Source organism: Acinetobacter sp. 1424608, from assembly GCF_000588255.1.
Classification (GTDB): domain Bacteria; phylum Pseudomonadota; class Gammaproteobacteria; order Pseudomonadales; family Moraxellaceae; genus Acinetobacter; species Acinetobacter nosocomialis.
In genome coordinates this window covers 91079-116307 of sequence record NZ_JFXL01000004.1, presented here as the reverse complement: position 1 = coordinate 116307, position 25229 = coordinate 91079, and the positions used below count along the sequence as shown (strand labels likewise).

At 39.9% G+C, this 25229-nt stretch carries 22 protein-coding genes; 16 read left to right on the top strand and 6 right to left on the bottom strand.

Features of this window, described 5'->3' with window-relative positions; genetic code table 11:
• Positions 1-25 precede the first annotated feature (25 nt).
• On the bottom strand, positions 26-1165 hold the full coding sequence (locus J678_RS09935) for a helix-turn-helix domain-containing protein (protein WP_000367591.1): 1140 nt from the start codon (positions 1163-1165) through the stop codon (positions 26-28).
• A gap of 157 nt (positions 1166-1322) precedes the next feature.
• Complete coding sequence (lipA, locus tag J678_RS09930) at positions 1323-2309, bottom strand: lipoyl synthase (RefSeq protein WP_017392802.1); 987 nt, start codon at positions 2307-2309, stop codon at positions 1323-1325.
• A 364-nt stretch (positions 2310-2673) separates the two neighbouring features.
• On the opposite strand from lipA, the gene J678_RS09925 reads away from it, so the two are divergent.
• Genes J678_RS09925 through J678_RS09900 form a run of 6 tightly spaced genes read left to right on the top strand, consistent with a single transcriptional unit; the run spans position 2674 to position 9523 of the window.
• Positions 2674-3636 carry a thiamine pyrophosphate-dependent dehydrogenase E1 component subunit alpha gene (locus tag J678_RS09925; protein ID WP_001177517.1) on the top strand — a complete coding sequence of 321 codons (963 nt, stop codon included), beginning with the start codon at positions 2674-2676 and terminating at the stop codon, positions 3634-3636.
• 13 nt (positions 3637-3649) lie between these two features.
• Positions 3650-4669, top strand: coding sequence for an alpha-ketoacid dehydrogenase subunit beta (locus tag J678_RS09920; protein WP_001133053.1), 1020 nt, complete (start codon positions 3650-3652; stop codon positions 4667-4669).
• A 1-nt stretch (position 4670) separates the two neighbouring features.
• Positions 4671-6209, top strand: coding sequence for a 2-oxo acid dehydrogenase subunit E2 (locus tag J678_RS09915; protein WP_017392801.1), 1539 nt, complete (start codon positions 4671-4673; stop codon positions 6207-6209).
• Positions 6210-6219: 10 nt separating this feature from the next.
• A complete protein-coding gene (lpdA, locus tag J678_RS09910; protein ID WP_017392800.1) occupies positions 6220-7623 on the top strand; it encodes a dihydrolipoyl dehydrogenase in 1404 nt (467 codons plus the stop codon).
• A 26-nt stretch (positions 7624-7649) separates the two neighbouring features.
• Positions 7650-8435, top strand: coding sequence for an acetoin reductase (locus J678_RS09905; RefSeq protein ID WP_017392799.1), 786 nt, complete (start codon positions 7650-7652; stop codon positions 8433-8435).
• 29 nt (positions 8436-8464) lie between these two features.
• The gene (locus J678_RS09900) at positions 8465-9523 is read left to right on the top strand and encodes a 2,3-butanediol dehydrogenase (protein WP_017392798.1); all 1059 of its coding nucleotides are present in this window, start codon (positions 8465-8467) and stop codon (positions 9521-9523) included.
• 47 nt (positions 9524-9570) lie between these two features.
• On the opposite strand, the gene J678_RS09895 is transcribed toward J678_RS09900, so the two are convergent.
• Both J678_RS09895 and J678_RS09890 read right to left on the bottom strand, forming a co-directional pair.
• Positions 9571-10482 (bottom strand): bestrophin family protein, encoded by a 912-nt coding sequence (locus J678_RS09895; RefSeq protein ID WP_017392797.1) that lies wholly within the window; start codon positions 10480-10482, stop codon positions 9571-9573.
• A 69-nt stretch (positions 10483-10551) separates the two neighbouring features.
• Positions 10552-11823 (bottom strand): sigma-54 interaction domain-containing protein, encoded by a 1272-nt coding sequence (locus J678_RS09890; protein WP_017392796.1) that lies wholly within the window; start codon positions 11821-11823, stop codon positions 10552-10554.
• A 191-nt stretch (positions 11824-12014) separates the two neighbouring features.
• On the opposite strand from J678_RS09890, the gene J678_RS09885 reads away from it, so the two are divergent.
• The 4 genes from J678_RS09885 (at position 12015) to J678_RS09870 (ending at position 16540) form a co-directional block, all read left to right on the top strand.
• Positions 12015-12710 carry an MBL fold metallo-hydrolase gene (locus J678_RS09885; protein ID WP_017392795.1) on the top strand — a complete coding sequence of 232 codons (696 nt, stop codon included), beginning with the start codon at positions 12015-12017 and terminating at the stop codon, positions 12708-12710.
• A 12-nt stretch (positions 12711-12722) separates the two neighbouring features.
• A complete protein-coding gene (locus J678_RS09880) occupies positions 12723-14378 on the top strand; it encodes a bifunctional protein tyrosine phosphatase family protein/NAD(P)/FAD-dependent oxidoreductase (protein ID WP_017392794.1) in 1656 nt (551 codons plus the stop codon).
• Positions 14379-14634: 256 nt separating this feature from the next.
• Positions 14635-15426, top strand: a complete 792-nt coding sequence (locus tag J678_RS09875; protein ID WP_017392793.1) for a sulfite exporter TauE/SafE family protein — start codon at positions 14635-14637, stop codon at positions 15424-15426.
• 109 nt (positions 15427-15535) lie between these two features.
• Complete coding sequence (locus J678_RS09870; protein ID WP_017392792.1) at positions 15536-16540, top strand: homoserine dehydrogenase; 1005 nt, start codon at positions 15536-15538, stop codon at positions 16538-16540.
• A gap of 30 nt (positions 16541-16570) precedes the next feature.
• Here J678_RS09870 and J678_RS09865 read toward each other — a convergent pair whose 3' ends face one another.
• Positions 16571-17488, bottom strand: a complete 918-nt coding sequence (locus J678_RS09865; protein ID WP_017392791.1) for a DMT family transporter — start codon at positions 17486-17488, stop codon at positions 16571-16573.
• A 166-nt stretch (positions 17489-17654) separates the two neighbouring features.
• Between J678_RS09865 and J678_RS09860 the strand changes: the two genes are divergently transcribed.
• Positions 17655-18509 (top strand): helix-turn-helix domain-containing protein, encoded by an 855-nt coding sequence (locus tag J678_RS09860; protein ID WP_002050074.1) that lies wholly within the window; start codon positions 17655-17657, stop codon positions 18507-18509.
• An 18-nt stretch (positions 18510-18527) separates the two neighbouring features.
• On the opposite strand, the gene chrA is transcribed toward J678_RS09860, so the two are convergent.
• The gene (gene chrA / locus J678_RS09855) at positions 18528-19877 is read right to left on the bottom strand and encodes a chromate efflux transporter (protein ID WP_017392790.1); all 1350 of its coding nucleotides are present in this window, start codon (positions 19875-19877) and stop codon (positions 18528-18530) included.
• A gap of 241 nt (positions 19878-20118) precedes the next feature.
• Between chrA and J678_RS09850 the strand changes: the two genes are divergently transcribed.
• From J678_RS09850 to J678_RS09830, 5 genes are read left to right on the top strand one after another with little or no spacing between them, the layout of a single operon-like run.
• A complete protein-coding gene (locus tag J678_RS09850) occupies positions 20119-20862 on the top strand; it encodes a GntR family transcriptional regulator (protein ID WP_017392789.1) in 744 nt (247 codons plus the stop codon).
• A 28-nt stretch (positions 20863-20890) separates the two neighbouring features.
• A complete protein-coding gene (locus J678_RS09845; RefSeq protein ID WP_017392788.1) occupies positions 20891-22624 on the top strand; it encodes a fumarate reductase/succinate dehydrogenase flavoprotein subunit in 1734 nt (577 codons plus the stop codon).
• Positions 22625-22644: 20 nt separating this feature from the next.
• Complete coding sequence (locus J678_RS09840; RefSeq protein WP_000864074.1) at positions 22645-22890, top strand: 4Fe-4S dicluster domain-containing protein; 246 nt, start codon at positions 22645-22647, stop codon at positions 22888-22890.
• 19 nt (positions 22891-22909) lie between these two features.
• Positions 22910-24340, top strand: a complete 1431-nt coding sequence (locus tag J678_RS09835) for an ABC transporter substrate-binding protein (RefSeq protein ID WP_017392787.1) — start codon at positions 22910-22912, stop codon at positions 24338-24340.
• Between the two features lie 34 nt (positions 24341-24374).
• The gene (locus tag J678_RS09830) at positions 24375-25229 is read left to right on the top strand and encodes an ABC transporter permease (protein WP_017392786.1); all 855 of its coding nucleotides are present in this window, start codon (positions 24375-24377) and stop codon (positions 25227-25229) included.

Here is a 25229-nt window from a genome sequence, read left to right as displayed (position 1 = left end):
ATTGTTAGATATTCTCCCTTTTATTTTATTCAAGCAATTTTAAGAGCTTTGCCCGATAAGGCGTTTCTTCAGGCAGAAGCTCAAGTAAGCGTTCAACGGCATCAACACGGTCAGGAACGCGGCTAACCACACGTAATAGTTGGTCTACATCATCAATTTGATAGATAACATGACTCAAGCGGGCATCAAAGCAATCTCTCCAAGCACACAAAAATGGACTTTCTGATTTGGCTAAAAAACTACCTCTATACAGTGTTAAAGTGGTTGCAGTAAAACCTAAGTTTAGTGCTTGTTCAGCCATGAGAAAGTCACATTGAATTTCACAGTTAAGTCTATATGGTCGTGACTCGATAACATCGGGAATCAGGTTTCGAAGCTGTGAAAGCTCGGCTTTTAGTGTAGTGGTACTCACTGGCCGATCGCCATATAAGGCATAGTGAAGCTCTTCTAGGTTTATGCCTTCCGGGCATAAAGCAAGAATACATAAAATTTCGATTTGGCGCTGCGTGAGTGTTAAACCATGTTGGTTATATTGAACTTTAGGTGTGCCTAGCGCCTTAATATATAAAATGTTCTTTTGATGAAGTTGAATGGCTTGTTTTACAATATCTGCACAGCGCTCAACCGCTAAAATTCCCAGTGAATTATGCTTTTGATACTTAGTTGATAAGTTCATAATGCCATAAAACTGACCTGTGTTTGCATCGGTGATAGGCGCTGCATAACATACCCAATCTCTAACGCTGTTCATCTGATTTTCATGTGAATAAACACAGCTTGCTGAATGTGTATTTAGGGCAAGACCAATTGCATTTTGACCAACTGCTTGAGTTGACCATTGTCCACCTTCAACAAAATGGACTTGTTCAGCAGATGAACGCATAGGTGTACTACTCCATGTCCAGAGTAAAGTACCATGAGGGTCAGTTACCCCAATTGCCATATCTGCATCTTCAGCAATATGCATCAAATTTCTATGGCACTCTTGGATTGAACGACCAAATAAGGAATGTTGCCATTCCTGATCTAGATCAAATATAGGAGCCGCATCTAGATCGAGTGACGGCTTTTTTCCTAAACAAGGTGTTTCCGAGATTGTTTCCGGTCTAAAGAAAGACGGAAGGTTGTCTGTAGAAGGCAATAATAATTGTTTTGACATATCCATATCGAAGTTCCTTTATCGTTGAAATGGCGTATCCGTGGCCGCTCAACAGGTTTAGCTTTCTTATTGTGACTATTTCCTTGTTATTTCATTTACCTTAAATAATTTTAAACAGTTTGACTATTATCCTATTGGGTAAGTTTTGTTATTTCGCCTCGTCCTATGACAAAACGTCCTCTCTTGAAAATGGCTTTGGTGAAGGTTCACCGAAATATTGCCGATCGGCAAAATAGCTAGAACGGACCATTGGTGCACTCCAGATATTTTTAAAGCCTAAACGCTTGCCATGCTGTGTGTATCTTTCAAATTCTTGTAAATTCACAAACCGGTGAATAGGGGCATGTGATTTAGAGGGCTGTAAATATTGTCCAATAGTCACTAAATCTACATCATGATCTTTTAAATCATTGAGTAGAGCAATAACCTCAGCTTCAATTTCCCCTAACCCTACCATTAGGCCGCATTTAGTTTTGATATCTGGACAGTATTTTTTAAAACGTTTTAATAAATTTAATGAATGCTGATAGTCCGAACCGGGACGCATCGCTTTATATAAACGCTGTACTGTCTCAATATTATGATTAAACACATCGGGTGGTGATAAGCTTAATGTAGAGAGTGCTGTTTCTAAACGGCCACGAAAGTCTGGAACTAAAATTTCAATTAGCGTGTCTGGACAACGGTTTCTGATTTCTTCAATACACTTCACAAAATGTGCTGCGCCACCATCGTGTAGATCATCACGGTCTACAGAGGTAATGACTACATATTTTAAGTTTAGATTAGCGACCGTCTCAGCTAGATGTTTAGGTTCATTTTCATCTAAAGGCATTGGACGACCATGTGCTACATCGCAGAAAGGACAACGTCTTGTACAAATATCTCCCATAATCATAAAGGTTGCCGTACCACCACCAAAACATTCAGGTAGATTTGGACATGCGGCTTCTTCACAAACACTATGTAGCTTTTGTTGGCGTAATAAATTTTTGATACGTTGAATTTCTTCGAAATCAGTTATTTTTGCTCGAATCCATTCAGGTTTTTTAGGTAATTCTTCGGTAGGTAAAATTTTAATAGGAATACGAGAAACTTTATCTATTCCTCTTAATTTAATACCTGTTTCTATTTGCCTTTTTAAGTCCATATATAAAATTCCATTTTATATTAAATAAATTTGCAACTAGACTGTTTATAATAAAAACCTTATTTATATAAACAAAAAAATAAAGAATTTATTAATGCGTATAGTGCACAGCAAATATTATAAATTAATAAAGGTTGGTTAAAGGTTTGTTTTGCAATCATATGAAATTTATTAAAATATTTTAATTTTATTTTTGCTGGTTAAGTTTGTGAAAAATAAAAAATAATAGCTAAAAAACTTATTTAAAACTTTTTAGTCTAATAGCATATTAAATTAAATTGAGCTTTATTATTTATAGCGAAATATATAAGACTCGCTGAAACTTGGTTGATTTTTAATAATCAAGATAATAAAGGAAAAGGATATGCAATTAACGGAAGAGCAATTACTCGCAGCATATAAGCGCATGCGTGATATTCGTGAATTTGAAGATCGACTTCATGAAGAAAATACCAATGGTGATATTCCAGGCTTTATTCACTTATATAGCGGAGAAGAAGCTGTAGCAGTCGGGATTTGCGAAAACTTAACCGACAAAGACTATATCACTTCAACACACCGTGGACATGGACACTGTATTGCAAAAGGCTGCGACATTCACGCCATGATGCTGGAAATTTTCGGTAAAGATGATGGGCTGTGCCGTGGAAAAGGCGGTTCTATGCATATTGCCGACTTAGATAAAGGTATGCTCGGTGCCAACGGAATTGTGGGTGGTGGACCTCCTTTAGCAATTGGTGCAGCTTTGACAGCAAAAACCTTAAAGACTGGTGGCGTCGGACTGTCTTTTACAGGTGACGGCGGCTCAAACCAAGGCCTTACTTTTGAAGCGATGAACATGGCTGTTGTTCTTAAACTTCCAGTAATTTTCGTTTTTGAAAATAACGGTTTTGGCGAAGGTACTGGTCATGATTACGCGGTAGGAAGCAAAGACATTGCTGGCCGTGCAGCAGGCTTTGGTTTACCGGCAGTTAAAGTTGATGGTACAGACTTCTTTGCCGTCTATGAAGCCGCTCAAACTGCCATTGAACGCGCGCGCCGTGGTGAAGGTCCAAGCGTGATTGAAACCATCACAAACCGTTTTTATGGCCACTTCGAAGGTGATCCTGGCTTGATTCGTTCTAAAGAAGAAGTCGAGTTCATTAAAGAAAATAAAGATCCTTTGAAAATTTTCCGTGAGAAAGTCAAAGGCAAAATTGATGAAGCCAAACTAGACGAGATTGATGCAGCTTCAAAGGCAAATGTTGATGATGCCGTTGCAAAAGCCCGTGCTGCGGCATACCCAAAACCAGAACAACTCCTTACTGACGTCTATGTCTCTTACTAAAGGAATAGTAAAGATGCCAAATAAAAGTTTTCGTAATGCAATTAAAGAAGCCATTGAATCAGAAATGCGTCGTGATCCAACCGTATTTGTTGTTGGTGAAGATGTTCGCGGTGGACACGGCGGTAAAAATACTGAAGAAAACCAGTTAGAAGGTTTCGGTGGTGTATTGGGCGTAACCAAAGGCTTATGGACAGAATTTGGTTCGGAACGTGTTATTGATACGCCAATTACCGAGTCTGCAATTATCGGTATGGCCGCTGGTGCTGCAGCAACAGGTTTACGTCCTGTGGCCGATTTAATGTTTATGGATTTCTATGGCGTGTGTCATGACATGCTCTATAACCAAGCCGCTAAATTCCGTTATATGTTCGGTGGAAAAGCAAAAGCACCCATGGTTGTACGTGGCATGATCGGCGCAGGTTTTTCTGCAGCAGCTCAGCATTCTCAGTCACCGTATAACGTATTTGCTGCGGTTCCGGGCTTAAAAGTTGTAGTTCCATCTAGCCCATATGATGTGAAAGGGCTGTTAATTCAGGCTATTCGTGATGACGACCCTGTAGTGTTCTGTGAACATAAAATGCTCTATGACATTAAAGGCGAAGTTCCAGATGATGCCTATACCATTCCTTTTGGTGTGGCAAATTACACCCGTGAAGGGACAGACGTGACCATTATTGCTTTAGGCCTGATGGTACACCGTGCTAATGAAGTAGCAGACAAACTGGCAAAAGATGGCATTTCGGTTGAAGTAGTCGACCCTCGAACAATTTCACCTCTAGATGAAGAAGGAATTTTAGAGTCTGTTGCATCGACTGGGCGTGTGGTTATTGTGGATGAATCAGCAGCACGCTGTGGCTTTGGTCATGATGTTGCTGCCCTGATCGCCCAAAAAGGTTTCCACTATTTGAAAGCACCTGTTGAACTCGTAACGCCACCACATACGCCTGTTCCATTCTCTCCAGTTTTAGAAAAAGAATGGATTCCAAGTGTAGAGCGTATTGAGCAAGCTGTGCGAAAAACATTGGAGGCTTAGGATGAGCGAAATTAAAACGCTGGAGATCCCAAAATGGGGATTATCCATGGAAGAAGGCACGATCGCCCAATGGTTGATTAAAGAGGGCGATAGCTTTAATAAAGGCGATGAAATTTGTGAAATTGAAACCACAAAAATCGTCAATGTGTTAGAAGCGCCTTTTGCTGGAAAGCTCCGTAAAATTTTAGCGAAAGATGGTGATACTTTAGCTGTTGGTGGTCTTATTGCCGTATGTGCTGATAGTGAAGTTTCTGATGCAGAAATTGAAAAGTTTATCGCATCACTAGGTAGTTCAGCAGCTCAAGCACCCGAAGCACCTTCGAAGCAAAGTAAAGCAGAAACATCTGCACCTGTTGCTGAAAAAGCAGAACAGCCACAGACTGTAGCAGCTAGTGCTTCAGCTCCTGCAAAGGTAGCGAAAGATGACTACGCTGTACCAGAGTCATTACAAGGTTATCAAACATCTAATGAGTTGTTTGCAACGCCGCATGCCTTGAAGCTTGCAGAAAAACACAATGTAAACTTGGCAAAAGTCACAGGTTCTGGTCGTGAAGGACGTATTAGTATTCAAGACATCCAGAAGGCTGTACAGGCTGCTGGTGGTCAATGGCCTGATGTTAAGCAGCAAACTCAAGCTAAAGTGGTTAAATCTAGGGCCGATGATAGTCAAGTTTTAGCGACACCTGTAGCACGCCGTTTAGCAAAACAATGGGGCATTAACCTAAATGATTGCCGTGTTTCAGGTACTCGTGGCCGTGTCTGTAAAGAAGATGTTGAGGCAGTTTACTATCGTAATAACCCAACATCGGTAAATGAACAATCGACTCAATGTGCTGTTGCTCAACTACAATCGATAATTACGACTGTGGCGATGAATGGGATGCGTAAAGCGATTGCTTCACGGTTACAGGCTGCAAAACGTAACGCACCGCATTTCCGCTTGGTGGTCGATCTCAACGTAGAGGCTTTGCAAAAATTACGTAAGCAGATTAATGAGACTGTTCCACAAGTGAAACTTTCTATTAATGACATGCTAATTAAAGCAGCGGCGGCGGCACTGATTAAAGTACCTGAGGTGAATGTTCAATTTGATGAGGCGACTCAATCAATTTTACAGTTTTCTCAAGCGGATATTTCGGTGGCCGTAGCGATTTCAAACGGTTTAATTACACCAATTGTGAAAGCTGCGAATCAGAAGTCTTTAGCACAGATTTCCGATGACATGCGTGATTTGGCAACGCGTGCCAAGACTGGCAAGTTACAACCTGACGAGTTTCAGGGTGGGAGCTTTAGCATTTCAAACTTAGGAATGTTAGGTATTAAACAGTTCGACGCCATTATTAATCCACCGCAAGGTGCAATTATGGCATTAGGTGCTTCTGAATCACGTGCTGTTGTTGAAAATGGCAATGTAGTGGTTCGTGAGATTGTCACAGCGACATTGTCATGTGATCACCGAGTCATTGATGGCGCAGTTGGGGCGAAATTCTTGGCCAGCTTTAAGCAGTTTGTTGAAAACCCTGCTTTAATTTTGGTGTAGGAGAACCCGCATGTCAGAAGCTCAATTTGATTTAATTGTGATTGGCGCGGGACCGGGTGGATATGTGGCTGCAATTCGTGCAGCCCAGCTCGGGTTAAAAACCGCAATTGTAGAAGAGCAACATTTAGGCGGAATTTGTCTAAATTGGGGCTGTATTCCAACTAAAGCTTTGCTTGCAGGGGCAGAGCTTGCAAACCAGTTTAAACATGCTGGACAGTTTGGTTTTCAGGTATCCCAACTCGATTTTGATATCCAAAAGCTTGTGCAACATAGCCGACAAGTGTCAGCTCAATTAGTACAAGGCATCGATTACTTGCTGAAAAAGAATCAGGTGACTGTTTTTAACGGTCGCGCTCAGCTTACGGCAAAAGAAAAAATTGAAGTGACCGATGCTCAAGGTAATAGTCAGGCTTTGAGTACACCACATATCATTTTGGCAACTGGAGCTAAAGCTCGACATGTTCCTCAGCTTCCTGTCGATGGAACCTATGTCTGGAGCTATAAAGAGGCTCTTGTTCCAGAGCAGTTACCGAAAAGTTTACTGGTTGTGGGTTCAGGTGCAATTGGTAGTGAGTTTGCTAGCCTTTATCAAGATTTGGGATGTCAGGTGACATTAATTGATTTAGCCAAGCAAATTTTACCAACTGAAGATGCGGAAGTTGCTCAATTTGTCAGAAAGCAATTTGAACAAAAAGGAATGAAGGTCTTAACCGATGCTGTTGTTCAAAGTATTCAAATTGAAAATGATCAAGTCCACTGTGTAATTGAAACGGCAAATGACGTTCAAACGATTATTTTCGACCGTGTGCTTTCGGCAATTGGTGTACAGCCGAATACCACAGGGTTAGGACTAGAACGTTTAGGTGTAGAACTGAATCCACAAGGTTTTGTGGCAATTGATGACTATTGTAAAACCAATGTAGCAGGGCTTTATGCGATTGGTGACGTGGCTGGAGCACCGTGTCTTGCTCATAAAGCAAGCCATGAAGCCATGATATGTGTCGAGAAAATTGCTGGTGTAGCAAACGTACATTCACTCGATCGTAGCCAGATTCCGGGTTGTATTTTTACTCATCCACAAGTGGCGAGTATTGGTTTAACGGAAAACGTAGCAAAAGCTCAGAATTTACCTGTACGAATCGGCAAGTTTTCTTTAACTGCAAATGGTAAAGCTTTGGCAATTGGAGATGCGTCAGGTTTCGTTAAAACAGTGATACATGCAGAGACGGGTGAATTACTTGGTGCACATATGGTCGGCCATGAAGTGACCGAACATATCCAAGGATTTGCCATTGCGAAATATCTAGAAGCAACTGATGAAAGTTTAGCTCAAGTGATTTTCCCGCATCCAACATTATCAGAAGCCATGCATGAATCTATTTTGGCTTCAATGCAACGAGCGATTCATATGTAGAAATTCTACATTTACAGGAGTTGAACATGGTTAAGGGATTAAAAAATAAAGTCGTTTTAGTGACTGGGGCAGCTCAAGGCATTGGCCGTGGGATTGCCCTGCGCTTGGCGCAAGAAGGGGCACATATTGCATTAGTGGATATGAAACAAGATCGACTAAACGATGTGCAGCAGGAAGTTCAGGCTTTAGATGTAAATGCGAGCACATTTATTGCCGATGTCAGTGACCGCGAGCAAGTGTATGCTGCTATAAATCATGCTGAGCAGACACTTGGTGGCTTTGATGTCATGATTAATAACGCTGGAATTGCACAAGTTCAAGCGATTGCTGATATCACACCTGATGAATTTCAAAAAATTGTTGATATTAATATTGGTGGAGTGCTGTGGGGCATACAGGCTGCTGCTGCAAAATTTAAACAACGCGAACATAAAGGAAAAATCATTAATGCTTGCTCAATTGCTGGCCACGACGGGTTTGCTTTACTCGGTATTTACTCAGCAACCAAATTTGCAGTACGTGCTCTTACTCAAGCTGCAGCAAAAGAATATGCCAGTCACGGTATTACGGTAAATGGATATTGCCCCGGAATTGTCGGAACTGATATGTGGGTTGAAATCGATAAACGTTTTGCTGAAATTACCGGTGCTGCAATTGGTGAAACTTATAAAAAATATGTGGAAGGCATTGCTTTAGGTAGAGCCCAAACACCAGACGATGTAGCCGCATTAGTTGCTTTTCTGGCAAGTGAAGATTCGGACTATATTACGGGTCAATCCATTTTAACGGACGGCGGAATTGTCTATCGCTAAAATAACATCCTGATTTGAGGGAGATAATAATGAAAGCAGCACGTTTTTATGACAGAGGCGATATCCGTATTGAAGATATCCCTGAACCAGAAGTTACTCCCGGCACTGTAGGTATCAAGGTAGCTTGGTGTGGAATTTGTGGTACAGATTTGCACGAATTTATGGAAGGGCCAATTTTTATTCCACCGTGCGGACATCCGCATCCTATTTCAGGCGAATCTGCCCCGATTACTATGGGACATGAATTTTCAGGAGTGGTCTATGCCGTAGGTGAAGGTGTTGATGATATTGAAATTGGTCAGCATGTCGTCGTAGAGCCTTATATTGTGGCCGATGATGTACCAACTGGACCGGGCGATAATTATCATCTTTCTAAAAATATGAACTTTATTGGTTTAGGCGGACGTGGCGGTGGTTTGTCGGAGAAAATTGCAGTTAAACGCCGTTGGGTACACCCAATTTCCAATAAAATTCCACTGGATCAGGCAGCCTTAATTGAACCGTTATCGGTTGGGCATCATGCTTATGTGCGTAGTGGTGCAAAAGCTGGTGATATTGCACTGGTTGGCGGAGCTGGCCCAATTGGTTTATTACTTTCGGCAATTTTAAAAGCGAAAGGGCTTAAGGTTATCATTACTGAGCTAAGTGCAAAACGTAAAGAAAAAGCCAAAGAGTCGGGAGTCGCAGATTATATTTTAGACCCATCAGAAGTTGATGTTGTTTCTGAGGTCATGAAAATCACTAATGGCGATGGTGTTGATGTCGCGTTTGAATGTAGTAGCGTTAACAAGGTATTAGATACTTTGGTTGCGGCAGTGAAACCAACAGGCGTTATTGTTATTGTTTCGATTTGGAGCCATCCAGCATCAATTAATGTGCATAGTGTGGTAATGAAAGAGCTTGATGTGAGAGGCACAATTGCCTACGTAAATGACCACCAAGAAACTATTAAACTGGTCGAAGAAGGTAAAATAAATCTGGAACCTTTTATTACACAGCGCATCCAACTTGATGATTTGATTTCACAAGGTTTTGAAACCTTAATTCATAACAATAAATCAGCCGTTAAGATTATCGTACATCCATAAATAAGTACTTAAGCCTATAAAAAAGAGCGAATCATCGCTCTTTTTTATTAAAGTAAATTATTGTTTTTGGCTTCAATAATAGGAGGTAATGGCTGTCCTAAAGAGCTTAAAGACTCTCGCTCAATTAAGCGAACAATTGAATCGAGCGGTAAATCATTTTCTTGTAAACCAAAAGGTTCTTCAATTTGAGCACTTAAAGCATCTAGCCCTAAAAACATATAAGCAATTAAACCCACAATAAGCGGTGTCCAAATACCTAAAGCTGCTTCAAGGCTAAAAGGTAATATGAAACAAAAACAGTAAACAGCACGATGTAAAAGTACTGAATATGAGTAGGGTAAAGGTGTACCGGCAATACGGTCACAACCCGCTTGAATATTGCCTAACTCAACAATATGACGCGTCAGAATGCCGTAGATAATGTCACTAATTTCGCCGTCTTTTAGAGCCTTGACTAAATCTTTTTGAATATTTTCGAGTACAAATTGTGGTGCATTAATATGCTCATTTAAATAATCAAGTGAGGAGTTGTTTAAATAGGCATGTTCAAGAAATTTGGTTGGTTCAGCGGTTTGTTGGCGTAAGCGATCACGCAATAAATTGCTAAAAATTAAGACCTGATGAATTAAATGTTCACGTTGTTCATTGGATAAAACATGGCTGTCTCTAACAATATGTCTGGCATTGGCAATTAAAGCACCCCAAAGTTTGCGACCTTCCCACCATCGATCATAACAGGCATTATTTCGAAAACCCGTACAAATGGAAAGAATCACGCCAAAGATAGTAAATCCAATCGCGGGTACAGTAGGAATTTGAATCCAATGATAATAAGAGAGCCAGACCACACATGCTGAAATAAGTACAACAAAACTTAGTGCTGGTAAAACCTTGGGTAGAACAGTTCCTTTCCATGCAAATAAGAGTTTAAAAACGCTGCTTTTATCGCGAACAATCATAGAAAGCCTTTGAACTAACGGACCTAACCAACTGCAATATGATACGCCTTAGATGAGCTAAATACCTAGCTAAAGCTTGTGCTTTTGTCTGTATCGCCAAAGAGTAGTGCGGCTAATTCCGAAAATATTCGCGACCATATTCAGGTTATGGTTATATTTTTCTAAAGCTGCTTGCACATTTTCCGGACTAAGCTCTGTATTTGTCTCGGGTAATTTAACGTAATCCTCAGCATTTAAGAGCTCATTTGGTAAGTCTTCAACTTCAATCTCATCCTTACCATTTGCCATGGTTAACGCATAAAGTAGGGTGTTTTTAAGCTCACGAACATTTCCGGGCCAGTCATAATTTAAAAGAACTTGCATGGCCTTTTGATTAACATGGCGAGGCATCGTGTCGAGTTGAGTGGAGCTTTCTTTTAAAATTTGATCGACAATCAGTGGAATATCGACTTTTCGTTCTCTGAGTGGTGGTATAAAAATTGGAATCACACGCAAGCGATAGAGTAGATCATGGCGGAAACGCCCAGCCTTAGCTTCTTCTCGTAAAGCTTTATGTGTGGCTGTAATAATTCGGACATTGGCCTGAATCGGTTTTTCACCACCGACAGGAGTAAATTCCCCTGTTTCTAAAACCCGTAATAATTTAGCTTGAAGCTCTAAAGGAATCTCGGCAATTTCATCCAGAAACAGTGTTCCGCCAGCGGCACGTTCAAACACGCCTTTATGGTCACGAATTGCTCCTGTAAAGGCACCTTTCACATGCCCGAATAATTCACTTTCTAAAATATTGGCATTGAGAGCGGCACAGTTAATCGCTACAAAAATCTTATTTTTACGTTGGCTATAATCATGAATTGCTTTTGCCACAAGCTCTTTACCACTGCCAGATTCACCGCGAACAAGCACTGGAAATTCAGTAATTGCCACTCTTTGAATAATTGAAAACATACGGGTCATTTCTGGTGAGCAGCTATTAAAAACCTTGGCCAAGTCTTGCAACTGTTCTGTTAGCTCTACTTGATTAGCAATATCATTTTCTATGCTAATAGGCTGTAAAATATGTAGCTTCCCGATAATGCGATGCTCGGCAATATAAATATCATGTTCTTGATAGATAAATCGCTGTCTCATTTTAGGAGTATTGATCTCAAGATATTGATTGTGATGGTCTTGAGTAAGCGCTGCCATGCTCTCAACAGAAATATCATCTGTATTAAATTTATAGTGAATTGCTTGAGTCGTTGTGTCTGCTAAAAACAGACTCGCATTTGGGAAGAGAGCCTTAAGCTGCTCAAATAAAATAAAAAAATCTTGTTCTGACTCAAAATTTAGCTTTGCCATTTTATTTGTTTCACAATCGTTTCATTGAAACATACTTGAGTTTCATAGGAACATCAAGTTGATTCCTTTTTCTATCTTTAATTTTATTAAATGTTATAAGTATTTAATTTTTATATTTATTATTTAATTTTAAATAATTGGCATCTTATTTGCAAAATATAGGAAAGAAATAAATTATTAGGGTATAAATCATGTTCTTTAAGCAGTTTTTTGAGCAGGAAAGTTCGACTTATACATATATGCTTGGATGTGAAGAAACACGAGAGGCTGTTTTAATTGACCCAGTTGCATCAGATATAGAGGTTTACACAAAAGAATTAGAACAGCATCAATTTACGCTCATTTACACCTTAGATACTCATGTTCATGCAGATCATATTACGGCCGCAAATTTACTTCGTGAACGCTTCCATTGCAAATCGGTTTTACACCGAAACTCAGATGTAAATTGCGGAGATATTTTAATTACAGATGGTTGCATGCTTAAAGTCGGCAACCTCAGTATTGAAGCGCGTTATACACCAGGTCATACCAATGCTTGTACCAGTTATTTGGTTGGAAATATGATTTTCACTGGTGATGCATTATTAATTGATGGCTGTGGTCGCACTGACTTCCAGCAAGGTAATGCAGGCACACTTTATGACAGTATTCATAAACAACTTTTCAGCTTGCCTGACGAGACTATTGTATATCCGGGACACGATTACAAAGGTCGTCTATCTTCAACGATTGGTTATGAACGCTTAAATAATTCACGTCTAGGTCAAAATCGCTCGCGTGAAGATTTTATTAAATTAATGAATAATTTAAATCTGCCATATCCAAAACAAATCGATAAAGCACTTCCTGCCAATCAGGCTTGCGGCTCAATTTCACAATCATAAGAAGGTGGCAATATGGAACTTAAACGAGTTAATCAAGATTTTTATGTTGCTGGCCAGATTACAGTCGACGATATTGCAAAAATTGCAGACCAAGGAATAAAAACTCTGATATGTAACCGTCCAGATGGAGAAGGTGCAGATCAACCCAATGTAATTGAAATTGAAGAAGCAGCTCAGCGACATGGCCTAAACGTAATCTACCAGCCCGTTACCAGTGGCAAAATTAGCGATGGACAAGTTACCGAGTTTAAGCAGCTTTATCAGAATGCCCAAAAACCTGTTTTAGCATATTGTCGCTCTGGTATGCGTGCAATTAGTGTGTGGGCTTTGGCTGAAGTTGCTCCACAAGATGCAGTACTGCTAGTTGAATCGGCTAACAAACTTGGTTTTAACTTAAAAGGCTTAGTGCCACGTATTTTAAAACATGATCATGAACCAGCGACAATTCCTTGTTATAGCGTTGTGGTTGTGGGCGCTGGAGCAGCAGGAATTTCTGTAGCATCGAGCTTGCTGTCTCGCGAACCTCATTTAGATATTGTCATTATTGATCCGGCAGACACCCATTATTATCAACCGGGTTGGACCATGGTCGGTGGCGGTATTTTTAAACCGCAAATAACAGCACGCTCAATGGCAAGTGTGATTCCTTCAAAAGTGAAATGGATGAAAGCTGCCGTTGCTGGATTTGACCCTGAACATAATCAAGTCATTTTGGAAGGATGCCAACCCATTCAATATAAAGCTTTGGTGGTTTGTCCCGGTTTAAAACTCAATTGGCATGGCATTGAAGGTTTAGTCGAAACCTTAGGTAAAAATGGGGTGACGTCTAACTATCGTTATGATTTAGCACCGTATACATGGGAACTTGTGCAACAGCTAAACGGTGGAAAGGCAATTTTTACCCAGCCACCTATGCCGATTAAGTGTGCAGGTGCTCCTCAAAAAGCGATGTACCTTTCAGCGGATTACTGGTTAAAGCAAGGCAAACTTAAAGATATCTCTATCCATTTTTATAACACTGGTGCTGTTTTATTTGGTGTGAAGGAATATATACCTGCACTCATGCAATACGTCGAAAAATATGATTCTGAACTACATTTTAACCATCAACTTGTCAAAGTAGATGGGCCTGCAAAAAAAGCATGGTTTAAGGTGTTGAATGATGAAAATGCAGCATTGGTCGAAACAGATTTCGACATGTTGCATGTTGTTCCACCACAACAAGCACCTGATTTTATTCGTGCAAGTACTCTTACTGATGAAGCAGGCTGGGTGAGTGTGAATCCTCAAACCTTACAACACACACAACATGCCAATATTTTTGCTTTAGGCGATGTGATGAATGCACCTAATGCCAAAACTGCTGCTGCGGCACGGGCACAAGCTCCGATCGTTGCTGTGAATGTGATAACGCAGCTCAAGGGGGAGCAGAACTTCTGTGAATACAACGGCTATGGCTCATGTCCACTTACCGTAGAGCGTGGAAAAATTGTTCTGGCTGAGTTTGGTTACGGCGGAAAATTACTCCCAAGTTTTCCGAAATGGGTAATTGATGGGCAAAAGCCATCTCGTTTGGCATGGTTACTTAAAGAGCAGATTTTACCGCCGATTTATTGGCAAGGCATGCTCAAAGGCCGCGAGTGGATGGTCAAACCTGAGCGAGGATAAACAAAGCAACGCTTTGTCCGAGCGCAAGGCGAGAACTATGTTCGAGTTAAGAGGATGAGTAAAGATTAATAATCTTTATCCTGAGAAGCGGTTGAAGCTTCGCAAGAAGGCGAAAGCTGTGCTTGAGCGGAAGAGGATAAACAAAGCAACGCTTTATCCTGAGAAGCGGTTAAATCTTCGCAAGAAGATGAGATCTACTCACTCATTAACCAGCAGTCTACTGCAAACAATGTATATGCAATTTTAGGCTTTTAATATGTTATTACTTGTCGTTGAAGGCATTGTGATTGGCTTTTTACTTGGTCTTACTGGTGCGGGTGGTGGCATTCTCGCCGTACCCGCACTTATGACCAGTCAAGGCTGGAGCGTGACTCAAGCCGCACCGATAGGGTTATTGGCAGTTGCGTTATCTACACTCATTGGAACCATTGAAGGTTTATTTAAAAAAATAGTTCGTTATCGTGCTGCAATCTGGATTGCCTTAATTGGTGCCCCTATGGCACATATCGGCATTTTAATAGCCAACGCGATTTCACCTGTTTGGCTCATGTTAATGTTTAGCTTGGTCATGTTTACAGTGGGCTATCGACTTATCAGTAACCGTGTTTCGGATTTTCACAACCCGCCGTGTCAGGTCAACCCAAGTACGGGACGTTTTATCTGGAATTTTAAAACTGGTGGCGTGCTTGCCAGCATCGGGATTATTGCTGGGCTTTTAACTGGTATGTTAGGGGTGGGTGGCGGCTTTGTAATTGTGCCCGCGCTGAGAAAAGTCACCAATTTGGATATGCATAGCATTGTTGCAACCTCACTTATGATTATTTTTCTCATCAGTGGCATAAGTATTGTGATGCATATTGCAGAGGGTTTTCACTATCCAGTAGTAATCACTAGTGCGTTCGCACTCGCATGTGCATTTGGTATGTTATTAGGGCGCCGAGCTATTCGTTTTATTCCAGCGTCAATTGTACAAAAAGTCTTTGCTTTAATGGTTTTTGCTGTTGCAATTTATATGGTTATTAAGATTGTTAATCTAACAAATATCTAAGATATATAGTATTTTAACTATCTTTATGAATACTAAATTTCCAGAGATAAGATGTTTAAATTATCTTTGGAAATTTCATTTAAAGCATTTAAATTTTTGAGAAAGCGATATGAAGCGAGTTAACGTGGCAATTTGTGGTTTTGGACGGATTGGACAACAAATTGCAGAGCTCCTTTTAAATCGATCGACGTACTATAAACAAAAATATCAAATTGATGCCCGTTTAGTGGGTGTCTGCAACTCATCATCAGGTTTAATTGATCAAGAGGGTTTGCAGGCTTCAAAGTGGCTAGATAAAACACAATATCAAGCAGGCCTAACTGAGCAAAAGTTTTTAGAAGAGGTTCAAGCAGATGTCATTATTGAAACTGGACCAAGTGACTATGTGACAGGTGGGAAAGGCCTATTTTATTTAAATTATGCTTTAACACATAACATGAATGCGATTGCGGTATCTAAAGGTGCTTTAGTCGTAGAAGGTAAAAAATTAATTAACTTGGCGCATCAGCACAATAAAAAACTATTTTTTAGCGGTGCGACGGCTGCCGCCTTACCAACTGTTGATTTGTTTGAATATAACTTGGCTGGATGCCAAATTTTAGAAATAGAAGGTGTGTTTACAGGCACCACGAATTTTATTTTAAATGATATGTTGCAACATGAATGCGCATTTGCAGAATCTCTTGAAAAAGCTCAAGCAAAAGGTATTGCGGAACCTGACAGTTCTTTCGATGTAGATGGATGGGATACCGCTGCTAAAATTACCATATTAGCCAACACTGTTTTGGGGACTGATATAAAAATTCGGGATATTCCAAGACAAGGAATCAGTCATGTCACACCCGATCATATTCGTGACTGGAAAAAAGAAAATGTAATTCCTCGTCTGGTCGGTTTTATTTATGTTAAAAATCAGCAAATTGAAATAGGTATTGAATTAAGGTTAGTCCCAGCAAATCATGCGTTTGCTCATCTGCAAGGTTCTCAAAAATGTATTCGGGTGTTAACACAAGAAATGGGTGAATTTGTGGTCAGTGGAGGGGCATCTGCGCCTTTAGCCACAGCAGCCGCAGCTTTAAAAGATTTCGAGTTAATGCTAAAAACGAGCTGCTAAAATTAATTATGATTTATAAAAAAGCAGGCTTTAAGCCTGCTTCTCACAATTTTTTTGAGTGTTAAATAACTTCTTTCCAATTTCAAACTTACTAAACATTAAGTAATTACCAAGCAAGATTAGCAAAATTCCAAATACAGCATTTAAAGTCCACTCATATCCTTCAAAGAAAGTAGAAACTGTTAAAGCAACTAAAGGAAAGAGCAACGTGCTATAGGCTGCTTTGGCTGCGCCAATTCGTCCAACTAAAGAAAAATAAGCAGAGAACCCAATAACCGTACCAAATACAGCTAAGTATAGTACCGAGCTTAAAAATGGGAAATTCATCGGCGGCATTAAATCTTGTCCAGTAAATAAAGCTAGACTTAGCATCACCAATGCACCATAAGACATGGCATAACAGTTTGTTGAAAAAATATTTAGGCCACGTTTTTGGTGTCTAACACTAATCATATTCCCTAAAGAAAAACCGTAAGTGCCTATTGCACAAAGCCCAATACCCATTAATAACTGTGCATTAAACTGACTATTAATCAGGTCATGCCAAAACAGTAAAACAATACCACTTAGACCCAAAAGTGCAGCTGGCGCAAAGTTTGGAGAAGGTCTCTGCTTAAAAAAGATAAGTGCATTAATGGCATTAAAGAAAACGGCCATTGAAAAAATGACGGACTCTAAACCGCTATTTACATATTTAACAGCGGTATAAAAACAAATAAAGTTTAGGCCAAAAACACAAAGACCCTGCAGCATACAGAACAAATGATCTTTTAAAGCAATTCGCTGTAATTTTCCTGAAAATAGTAAAACAACCCAAAGTAATAAGGCTGAAATGGCAAAACGCCATAAAATTGCGACAACGGGTGTTGCATAATGGCTCTGAACGGCAATTCCAATCCATGTTGTTCCCCAAATCAACACCACCGCAACATAGAGTAAAATATTCATAACTTCATCCTCGATTACCAAGCTTAAGTATCTAGGAATGCTTCATTTTTCACGTATATATTCTTGTGTAGTACATGCAAGATCTTGCGTTTTTTATATGTCTGAACTAGCTGAATTTTACTGAATATGGTTAACTTAAGCTCAATGATATTTGTTTTAATTTTGCATGGCCTATCAAACTTTAGAACAGCTACAGCAATCTAAAGCCAAGCTTCACGAAACTGTGGTGCTTGATGAAAATATGCAACTTGCATTTTGGTCTAATCAGCAAGATCGTGTAAGTGTCTGTAGCGACCACCATACTTTGAGTCTCTATATCCAAGATGGTTATGAAAGTTATCAAAAAACACCTGCAGGCTGGAAAAATGGTGGCGGGCCAGGGCGTTTTTGTTTGTTGCCTGAGCATCAAGAGTCGACTTGGGATATACGAGGTGGGCTTAAATTTGTTCACTTGTATTATACCGACCAACATTTACGTGATGTTGCTGAAAAAATATGGGACAAAGAACCTAATCAAATTGAGTTAAACGAAGTTGTCTTTAATGACGATGAACGGATTCGAGCACTTTATCAGTTCTTCTTGCTAGATTGCGATTGGCAAGATTCTTCAAATCATTTGCAAATGAGCACAACAGCAAGTTTATTGCTAAATCATTTAATTCGAAGATACAGCAGTGTTCAATGGCAACAGCCTATTATTAAAGGCGGGTTGGCACCTCATAAGCTCAAATATATTCAGGAATGGATTGAAGATCATCTAGATCAGGCTCTCACTTTGTCTGATTTGGCAAATGTTGTGAATTTAAGCGAATACCATTTTGCACATATGTTTAAACAGTCCATGAATATGGCACCTCACCAGTATGTCATGCAAAGACGTTTAACTAAGGCAAAAGGACTCATTCAGTCATCTCAGCTTTCTTTGCAAGATATTGCCCTAGTATGTGGTTTTAGTTCAGCAAGTCATTTAAGCCATCGTTTTAAACAGTTTTATGGCATGAGTCCTTCACAGTTACGTTAAAGAACTCATGACTAATTTCTATAAAAGATAAAACCCTAAACCAATTAGTGCCGAAGTAAAAATGACATACAGCACATTAATGTTAAATCGGAATAAAGCAATAAATGCAGCAACAGTAATGAGGGCTGCGACAATATCAAAATGCCCTGAAAAACCTTGTGGCCATAGCACGTGATAACTAAAAAATAGTGCGAGATTTAAAATTACACCGACCACAGCCGCGGTAATTGCAGTGAGGGGCGCAGTAAATTTAATTTCGTTATGGGTAGATTCAATGATGGGTGCACCCGCAAAAATAAAGACAAATGAAAAGAGAAAAGTAAACCAAGTCACAATGACAGCACCGAGTGCACCAGCAAAAAATAGATGCTCGGACCCAAGTAATGAATGATTGACCCCTCCTAAAAAACCCACAAAGGCAACGACCATAATCAGTGGACCGGGGGTAGTTTCACCCAAAGCCAGTCCATCAATCATTTGTGTAGGTGAAAGCCATGCAAAATGATTGACAGCTCCCTGATAGACATAAGGTAAAACTGCGTAAGCGCCCCCAAACGTAAGCAGCGCAGCTTTAGTGAAGAACCATGCCATTTGGGTATAAGAGTGATGCCATCCAAAATATACGCCTAAAGCTAAAATGGGTAATAACCATAAAATGATTGCTATAAAAATAAGTCTGGCTAACCGTGACCAGTGGAATTTAGCGTGTTCTGGTGTCGGAGTCTCATCATCAATAAATGCTGGGCCATAATCTTTTTGACTAACTTTATGACCAGCAGTTGAGGAAAGTAGCTCAGGGTACTTTTTACTAACTAAATAACCTGCAATGCCTGCTGATAAAACAATAAGCGGGAAAGGAAGTTTTAAGACAAAGATGGCAAAGAACGCCGCAATTGCGACGAACCATAAAAATCTATTTTTAAGCGAACGGCTACCTATACGGTACGTTGCATGAAAGACAATTGCGGTAACAGCAGGCTTTATCCCGTAAAAAATACCCGCAATAACCGGAACGTCTCCAAATTTTATATAAATCCAAGACAGCCCAATTAAAATAAATAAAGAGGGTAATACAAATAAAATACCGGCAACTAAACCTCCCGCAGTTCTGTGCATGAGCCAACCAATGTAGGTTGCTAACTGCTGTGCTTCAGGTCCAGGTAACAACATGCAGTAGTTCAGTGCATGTAAAAATCTTTTTTCTGATATCCAGCGCTTTTGTTCAACCAATTCCTGATGCATCACAGCGATTTGTCCAGCTGGCCCCCCAAAGCTAATAAAACCAAGCTTGAGCCAAAACAAGAAGGCTTGCCAGAAGGTGACTTGTTCCACTGAATCATCAGGGGTATTTAATTGTTTTTGTTGCATATTATCCCCTAAAAAATAATAGTAATTTTTACGTTTATGGCACAACGGAGTATGTTTTATAGCATAACAAACACAAATGTATTTTTTATGATAACCATTTAACTTTTATAGATAGCTATTAATTAATTTATTGATATTCATTGAAATTATTTTTTTAACTAAAGTTATCGCTTTAAATTATTTCCAAAGCTGAAATATTTTAAACATTATTTGCTCAAGTTGTTATAACAGGTTGTGAGCCGTGAGCCAGCTACCCCAAGATCCTAAAAATCATAAGCCTCTTTACGATCAGTTAAGGGAACTCATCCTTAACAAAATTGTAAATGGCGAATATGCCGTGTTGAGTCAAATTCCATCTGAAAACGAGTTTGCTGAACAGTTCGGTGTAAGCCGAATTACAGTTCGTCAAGCGCTCAACCAATTACAGTTGGAAGGCTATATTTTTAAGGTGCCAGGTAAAGGGACCTTTGTAAGCAAGCCAAAAACGTTCCAGAACATTTCAAGTTTGCAAGGTTTTGCAGAAGCAATGTCATCTGCTGGTCACGAAATTTTAAACCGCGTCATCTCGGCCGAGCTTAAGCAGGTCCCGATGCATGTAGTACCGAAATTAAAGTTACCTGTTAAAGCCAATGTGTATGAAATTCAACGTGTTCGTTTACTCAACCGTCAGCCAGTATCGTATGAGTTGACTTATTTGCCAGAACATATTGGTTTGAAACTTAAAGAAAAAGCGATTGATTTACGCACAACCGATATTTTCAAAGCATTAGAACAAGAATGTGGCATTCCTTTAGGGCATGCAGATTTAAGTATTGATGCCACTGTAGCGGATGAAGAATTAGCGGCCTTGTTGCAAGTCGAAATCGGAACTCCGGTATTACGGGTCGAACGTTTGACTCACGATGCAAATGGTCAACCGATTGACTATGAATATCTCTATTTCTCGGGCGATACCTTCCAGTACCGTTTACGTATTCATCGTTAATAACTCAAATAAAAATAAGGATTTTATAATGGAAACTAAATATCTTGAGTTTGATATTGTGGTGATTGGTGGTGGAACTGCCGGACCAATGGCTGCGATTAAAGCAAAACAAGAAAACCCGAATTTAAAAGTCTTGCTCATTGAAAAAGCGAATGTAAAACGTAGTGGGGCGATTTCAATGGGAATGGATGGGCTGAATAATGCTGTTATTCCGGGATATGCGACACCTGAGCAATACACCAAAGAAATTACGATTGCTAATGATGGGGTAGTTAATCAAACCACTGTATATGCATATGCAAAGCATAGTTTCAAAACCATTCAACAGCTCGATCAATGGGGCATTAAGTTTGAAAAAGATGAGACAGGTGAATTTGCAGTAAAAAAAGTACATCACATGGGGGCATATGTTTTACCAATGCCCGAAGGGCATGATGTTAAAAAAGTTTTATATCGTCAATTAAAGCGTGCTCAAGTCAAAATTAATAATCGGATTGTCACCACAAAGCTTTTAAAAAATGAGCAAGGTGCAATCAATGGTGTACTCGGTTTTGACTGTCGTAGTGGTGATTTTTATGTCATTAAAACGAAAGCTGCCATTTTATGTTGTGGTGCCGCAGGGCGTTTAGGTTTGCCAGCTTCCGGCTATTTAATGGGTACTTATGAAAATCCAACCAATGCAGGTGACGGCTATGCAATGGCATACCATGCCGGTGCTGAACTAGCCAATTTAGAATGCTTCCAGATTAATCCACTGATTAAAGACTATAACGGTCCGGCTTGTGCATATGTGACCGGACCTTTAGGAGGTTATACGGCTAATAGTAAAGGTGAACGTTTCATTGAATGTGACTACTGGAGTGGTCAAATGATGTGGGAGTTTTACCAAGAACTGGAAAGTGGTAATGGCCCTGTTTATTTAAAAGTAGATCATCTGGCCGAAGAAACCATTCAAACCATTGAAGAGATTCTACATACCAATGAGCGCCCAAGCCGTGGACGTTTCCACGAGGGCCGAGGAACCAATTATCGTCAAGATATGGTGGAAATGCATATTTCAGAAATTGGTTTCTGTAGTGGACACAGCGCTTCTGGCGTATGGGTTAATGAAAAAGCTGAGACTTCAGTTAAGGGATTATACAGTGCTGGTGATATGGCGGCTGTACCTCATAACTATATGCTTGGTGCATTTACCTACGGATGGTTTGCAGGTGTAAATTCCGCGCAATATGTGAATGCAGTCGAAGATAGCGAATTAAACCAAAGCGAAATAGAAGCAGAAAAAGCTCGAATATTTGCGCCACTAGATTGCTCAGAAGGTTTACCTCCAGAACAAGTGGAATATAAGCTGCGCCGTTTTGTAAATGACTATTTGCAGCCCCCTAAAACTCGCCAAAAAATGGAAATTGGGCTCAAGCGTTTTGAAGAAATTAAACAAGATATTAAGCAAATTTCTGCAAGAAATCCCCATGAGCTGATGCGTGCTGCTGAAGTTTCTTTTATTCGAGATTGCGCGGAAATGGCAGCAAGAGCTTCACTGTTTAGAGAAGAAAGCCGTTGGGGACTGTACCACTATAGAGCAGATTTCCCTCAAAAGAATAACTCGGATTGGTTCTGTCACGCGCATTTGAAAAAAGATGAACACGGCAACATGGTCAGTTTCAAAAAGCCAATCGAGCCTTATGTAGTTCCGATTAATCAAGATGAAGCTGTGTCGTATGACCGTTTACGCATTCAAAAAGATGTTGCTCTAGCAGACTAAATAAATCAGGAACTCAAATCATGGCTTTTATTTTTAAAGAAGTACAGCACCGTACTGTCGCACCCGTCATTATCGATGAAGATAAATGTATTGCTGATAAAGGATGTACTGTCTGTGTAGATGTTTGTCCAATGGACTTATTAGCAATCGATCCAACAACCCAAAAAGCTTATATGCAATTTGATGAATGCTGGTATTGCATGCCTTGTGAAAAGGACTGTCCAACAGATGCAGTCAAAGTAAATATCCCATACCTACTCAAATAATTAATTTGGAATACGCAACATGAGACAAAATAAATTAATCAATAAAAAACTATTACTCAGTAGCTTAATTGGTGCCATTGTACTTGGCACTTTGGGGTGCGGTAGTAAAACAGAAACTGTGCGTGTAGCGATTGGTACACAAGACACGACCATTAATTGTGCAACAGGTGGGTTGCTGATTCGTGAATTGAATTTATTACCAAAATATTTGCCTAAAGATGGTAAATACAAACACGTTAAATATGTCATTCAATGGAAAAACTTTACCTCTGGTGCACCACTTACCAGTGAGATGGTAGCGGGGCGTCTAGATTTGGGAGCAATGGCTGACTTTCCTGCTGTGAATAATTTAGCGGCATTTAAAAAAGCTGGCAAAGAAAGCATATTTTTAGCCCCTTTGTCAGGCAGTATTAATGGTAGCGGTAATGCGATTGTTGTTCCAATTGACTCAAAAGTAACATCGCTTAAAGAACTAAAAGGACAAACCATTTCTGTACCTTTTGCCTCAACTGCTCATGGACTGTTGCTACGAGCGATTCAGGCAAAAGGCTGGCAACTTGATAAAGATATTAAAGTGATTGCTCAGGCGCCAGAAGTAGCAGGGCCTGCCTTAAAAAGTCATAAGATTGCTGCGCATGCTGACTTCGTACCATTTGGCGAGTTGTTTGCTTACCAAGGTTTTGCCAAAAAAATCTATGATGGTTCACAAGCAAAATCACCCACATTTCATGGTTCGCTTGCGCGCAAGGATTATGCACAGCAGCATCCAGAAGTTATAAAGGCTTATTTACAGGCAACCATTGAAGCGAATCGTCTAATTCGGGAACAACCAGAAAAATATAGTGAGCTGATTGCTGAAAAAACCGGTATTCCTGCCGAAGTTGTTTATCTATTTCATGGCCCTTTAGGTCTGCAGACTCGTGACTTAACTTGGAAACCCGAATATCGAAAAGCGACTCAAATTGCGATAGACACCTTAAAAGTTTTAGGCAAAAACGACGGTACGCTTGATGTAAATAAATTTATTGATGATCAATATATTAAGGATGCATTTCAGGCATCTGGACTTAATTACAGCCAGCAATTTGCTGACTATGCAAAATCACCTTTGGTTGCCAATGATGCATTAACGGGCCAACCCATCAAAACATTTGATCGGGTAACTCAAATTTGGGTAAAGGGTGAAGAAAAAGTTCGTAGCTATGAAACGCCTGAGCATGCTTTTTCTGATTTAAAGAAAATACAAGCCAATGGAAAAACGGTACGTGTGGTTTATAGCCAAGATCATCAGTCCGACATTAAGTTACTTGCTAATTTGGCATGGTATGCCACAGACAAAGCAGGACAAATTCAAGCCTTTTTATTAAAAGATGATGCTGAAAAATGGGCTAAACAACAGGGCGGAAAAGTATATGACTTTAAAGCTATTCAGCTTGTAACACAGAGCTGATGTGTTGTCTTACCTAATGAGCAGGAGGTAACAAATGAGTAGTTTAGCCCAGACAAAACCTAATAACCAAATTACATTTTTGATTAAATTTTTTCGGCAGTTGAGATCATATCCAGCGCGTTTGAAAAGCTATGTCATTGCTTTCACATCTCTAGCTTTTTGGATAGCAATTTGGCAAGGACTTGCTCAGTTTAAAATAAATTTAGGCTTTGTGAACTTTAGCAATGTCCCGACACCTTTAGATGTCATCCATGCGCTTTGGGCTTTTTTTCAACTCAGCGCTGCATTTGAACATGTTGAATCTAGTGTGTTTCGTGTAGTGATTGGTTTTGTGCTTGCGGCTCTAATTGGTGTAGGTATTGGTTTGTTGGCAGGACGTTACCAAAAACTGGCTGCATTTCTAATGCCACCATTAGAAGTATTACGTCCAATTCCAGCAGTTGCATGGATTCCTTTAGCAATTCTGATTTTTCCCTCATCAGAAGCTTCCATGATTTTTATTACGTTTATTGGGGCTTTATTTCCAATTTTATTAAACACCGTACATGGTGTTGGTGCAGTTGACCCAAGATTCGTTGCATCTGCAAAAAGTCTAGGCGCTTCTGATCTTGCCATCATTCATGAAGTCATTATTCCAGGTGCATTACCGAACATTATTACTGGTTTATCTATTGGAATGGGTACCTGTTGGTTCTGTTTAGTGACTGCCGAAATGATTTCTGGACAACACGGAATTGGATACTTCACGTGGGAATCTTTCACCTTGCAAAACTATAGCAATATCGTGGTTGGCATGGTGCTAATAGGAGCGTTAGGTATGTTTAGCAGTACATTGGTGCGTGTGATTGGAAACCGATTTACTCCATGGTATCAATTGAGGAAGTCTTAA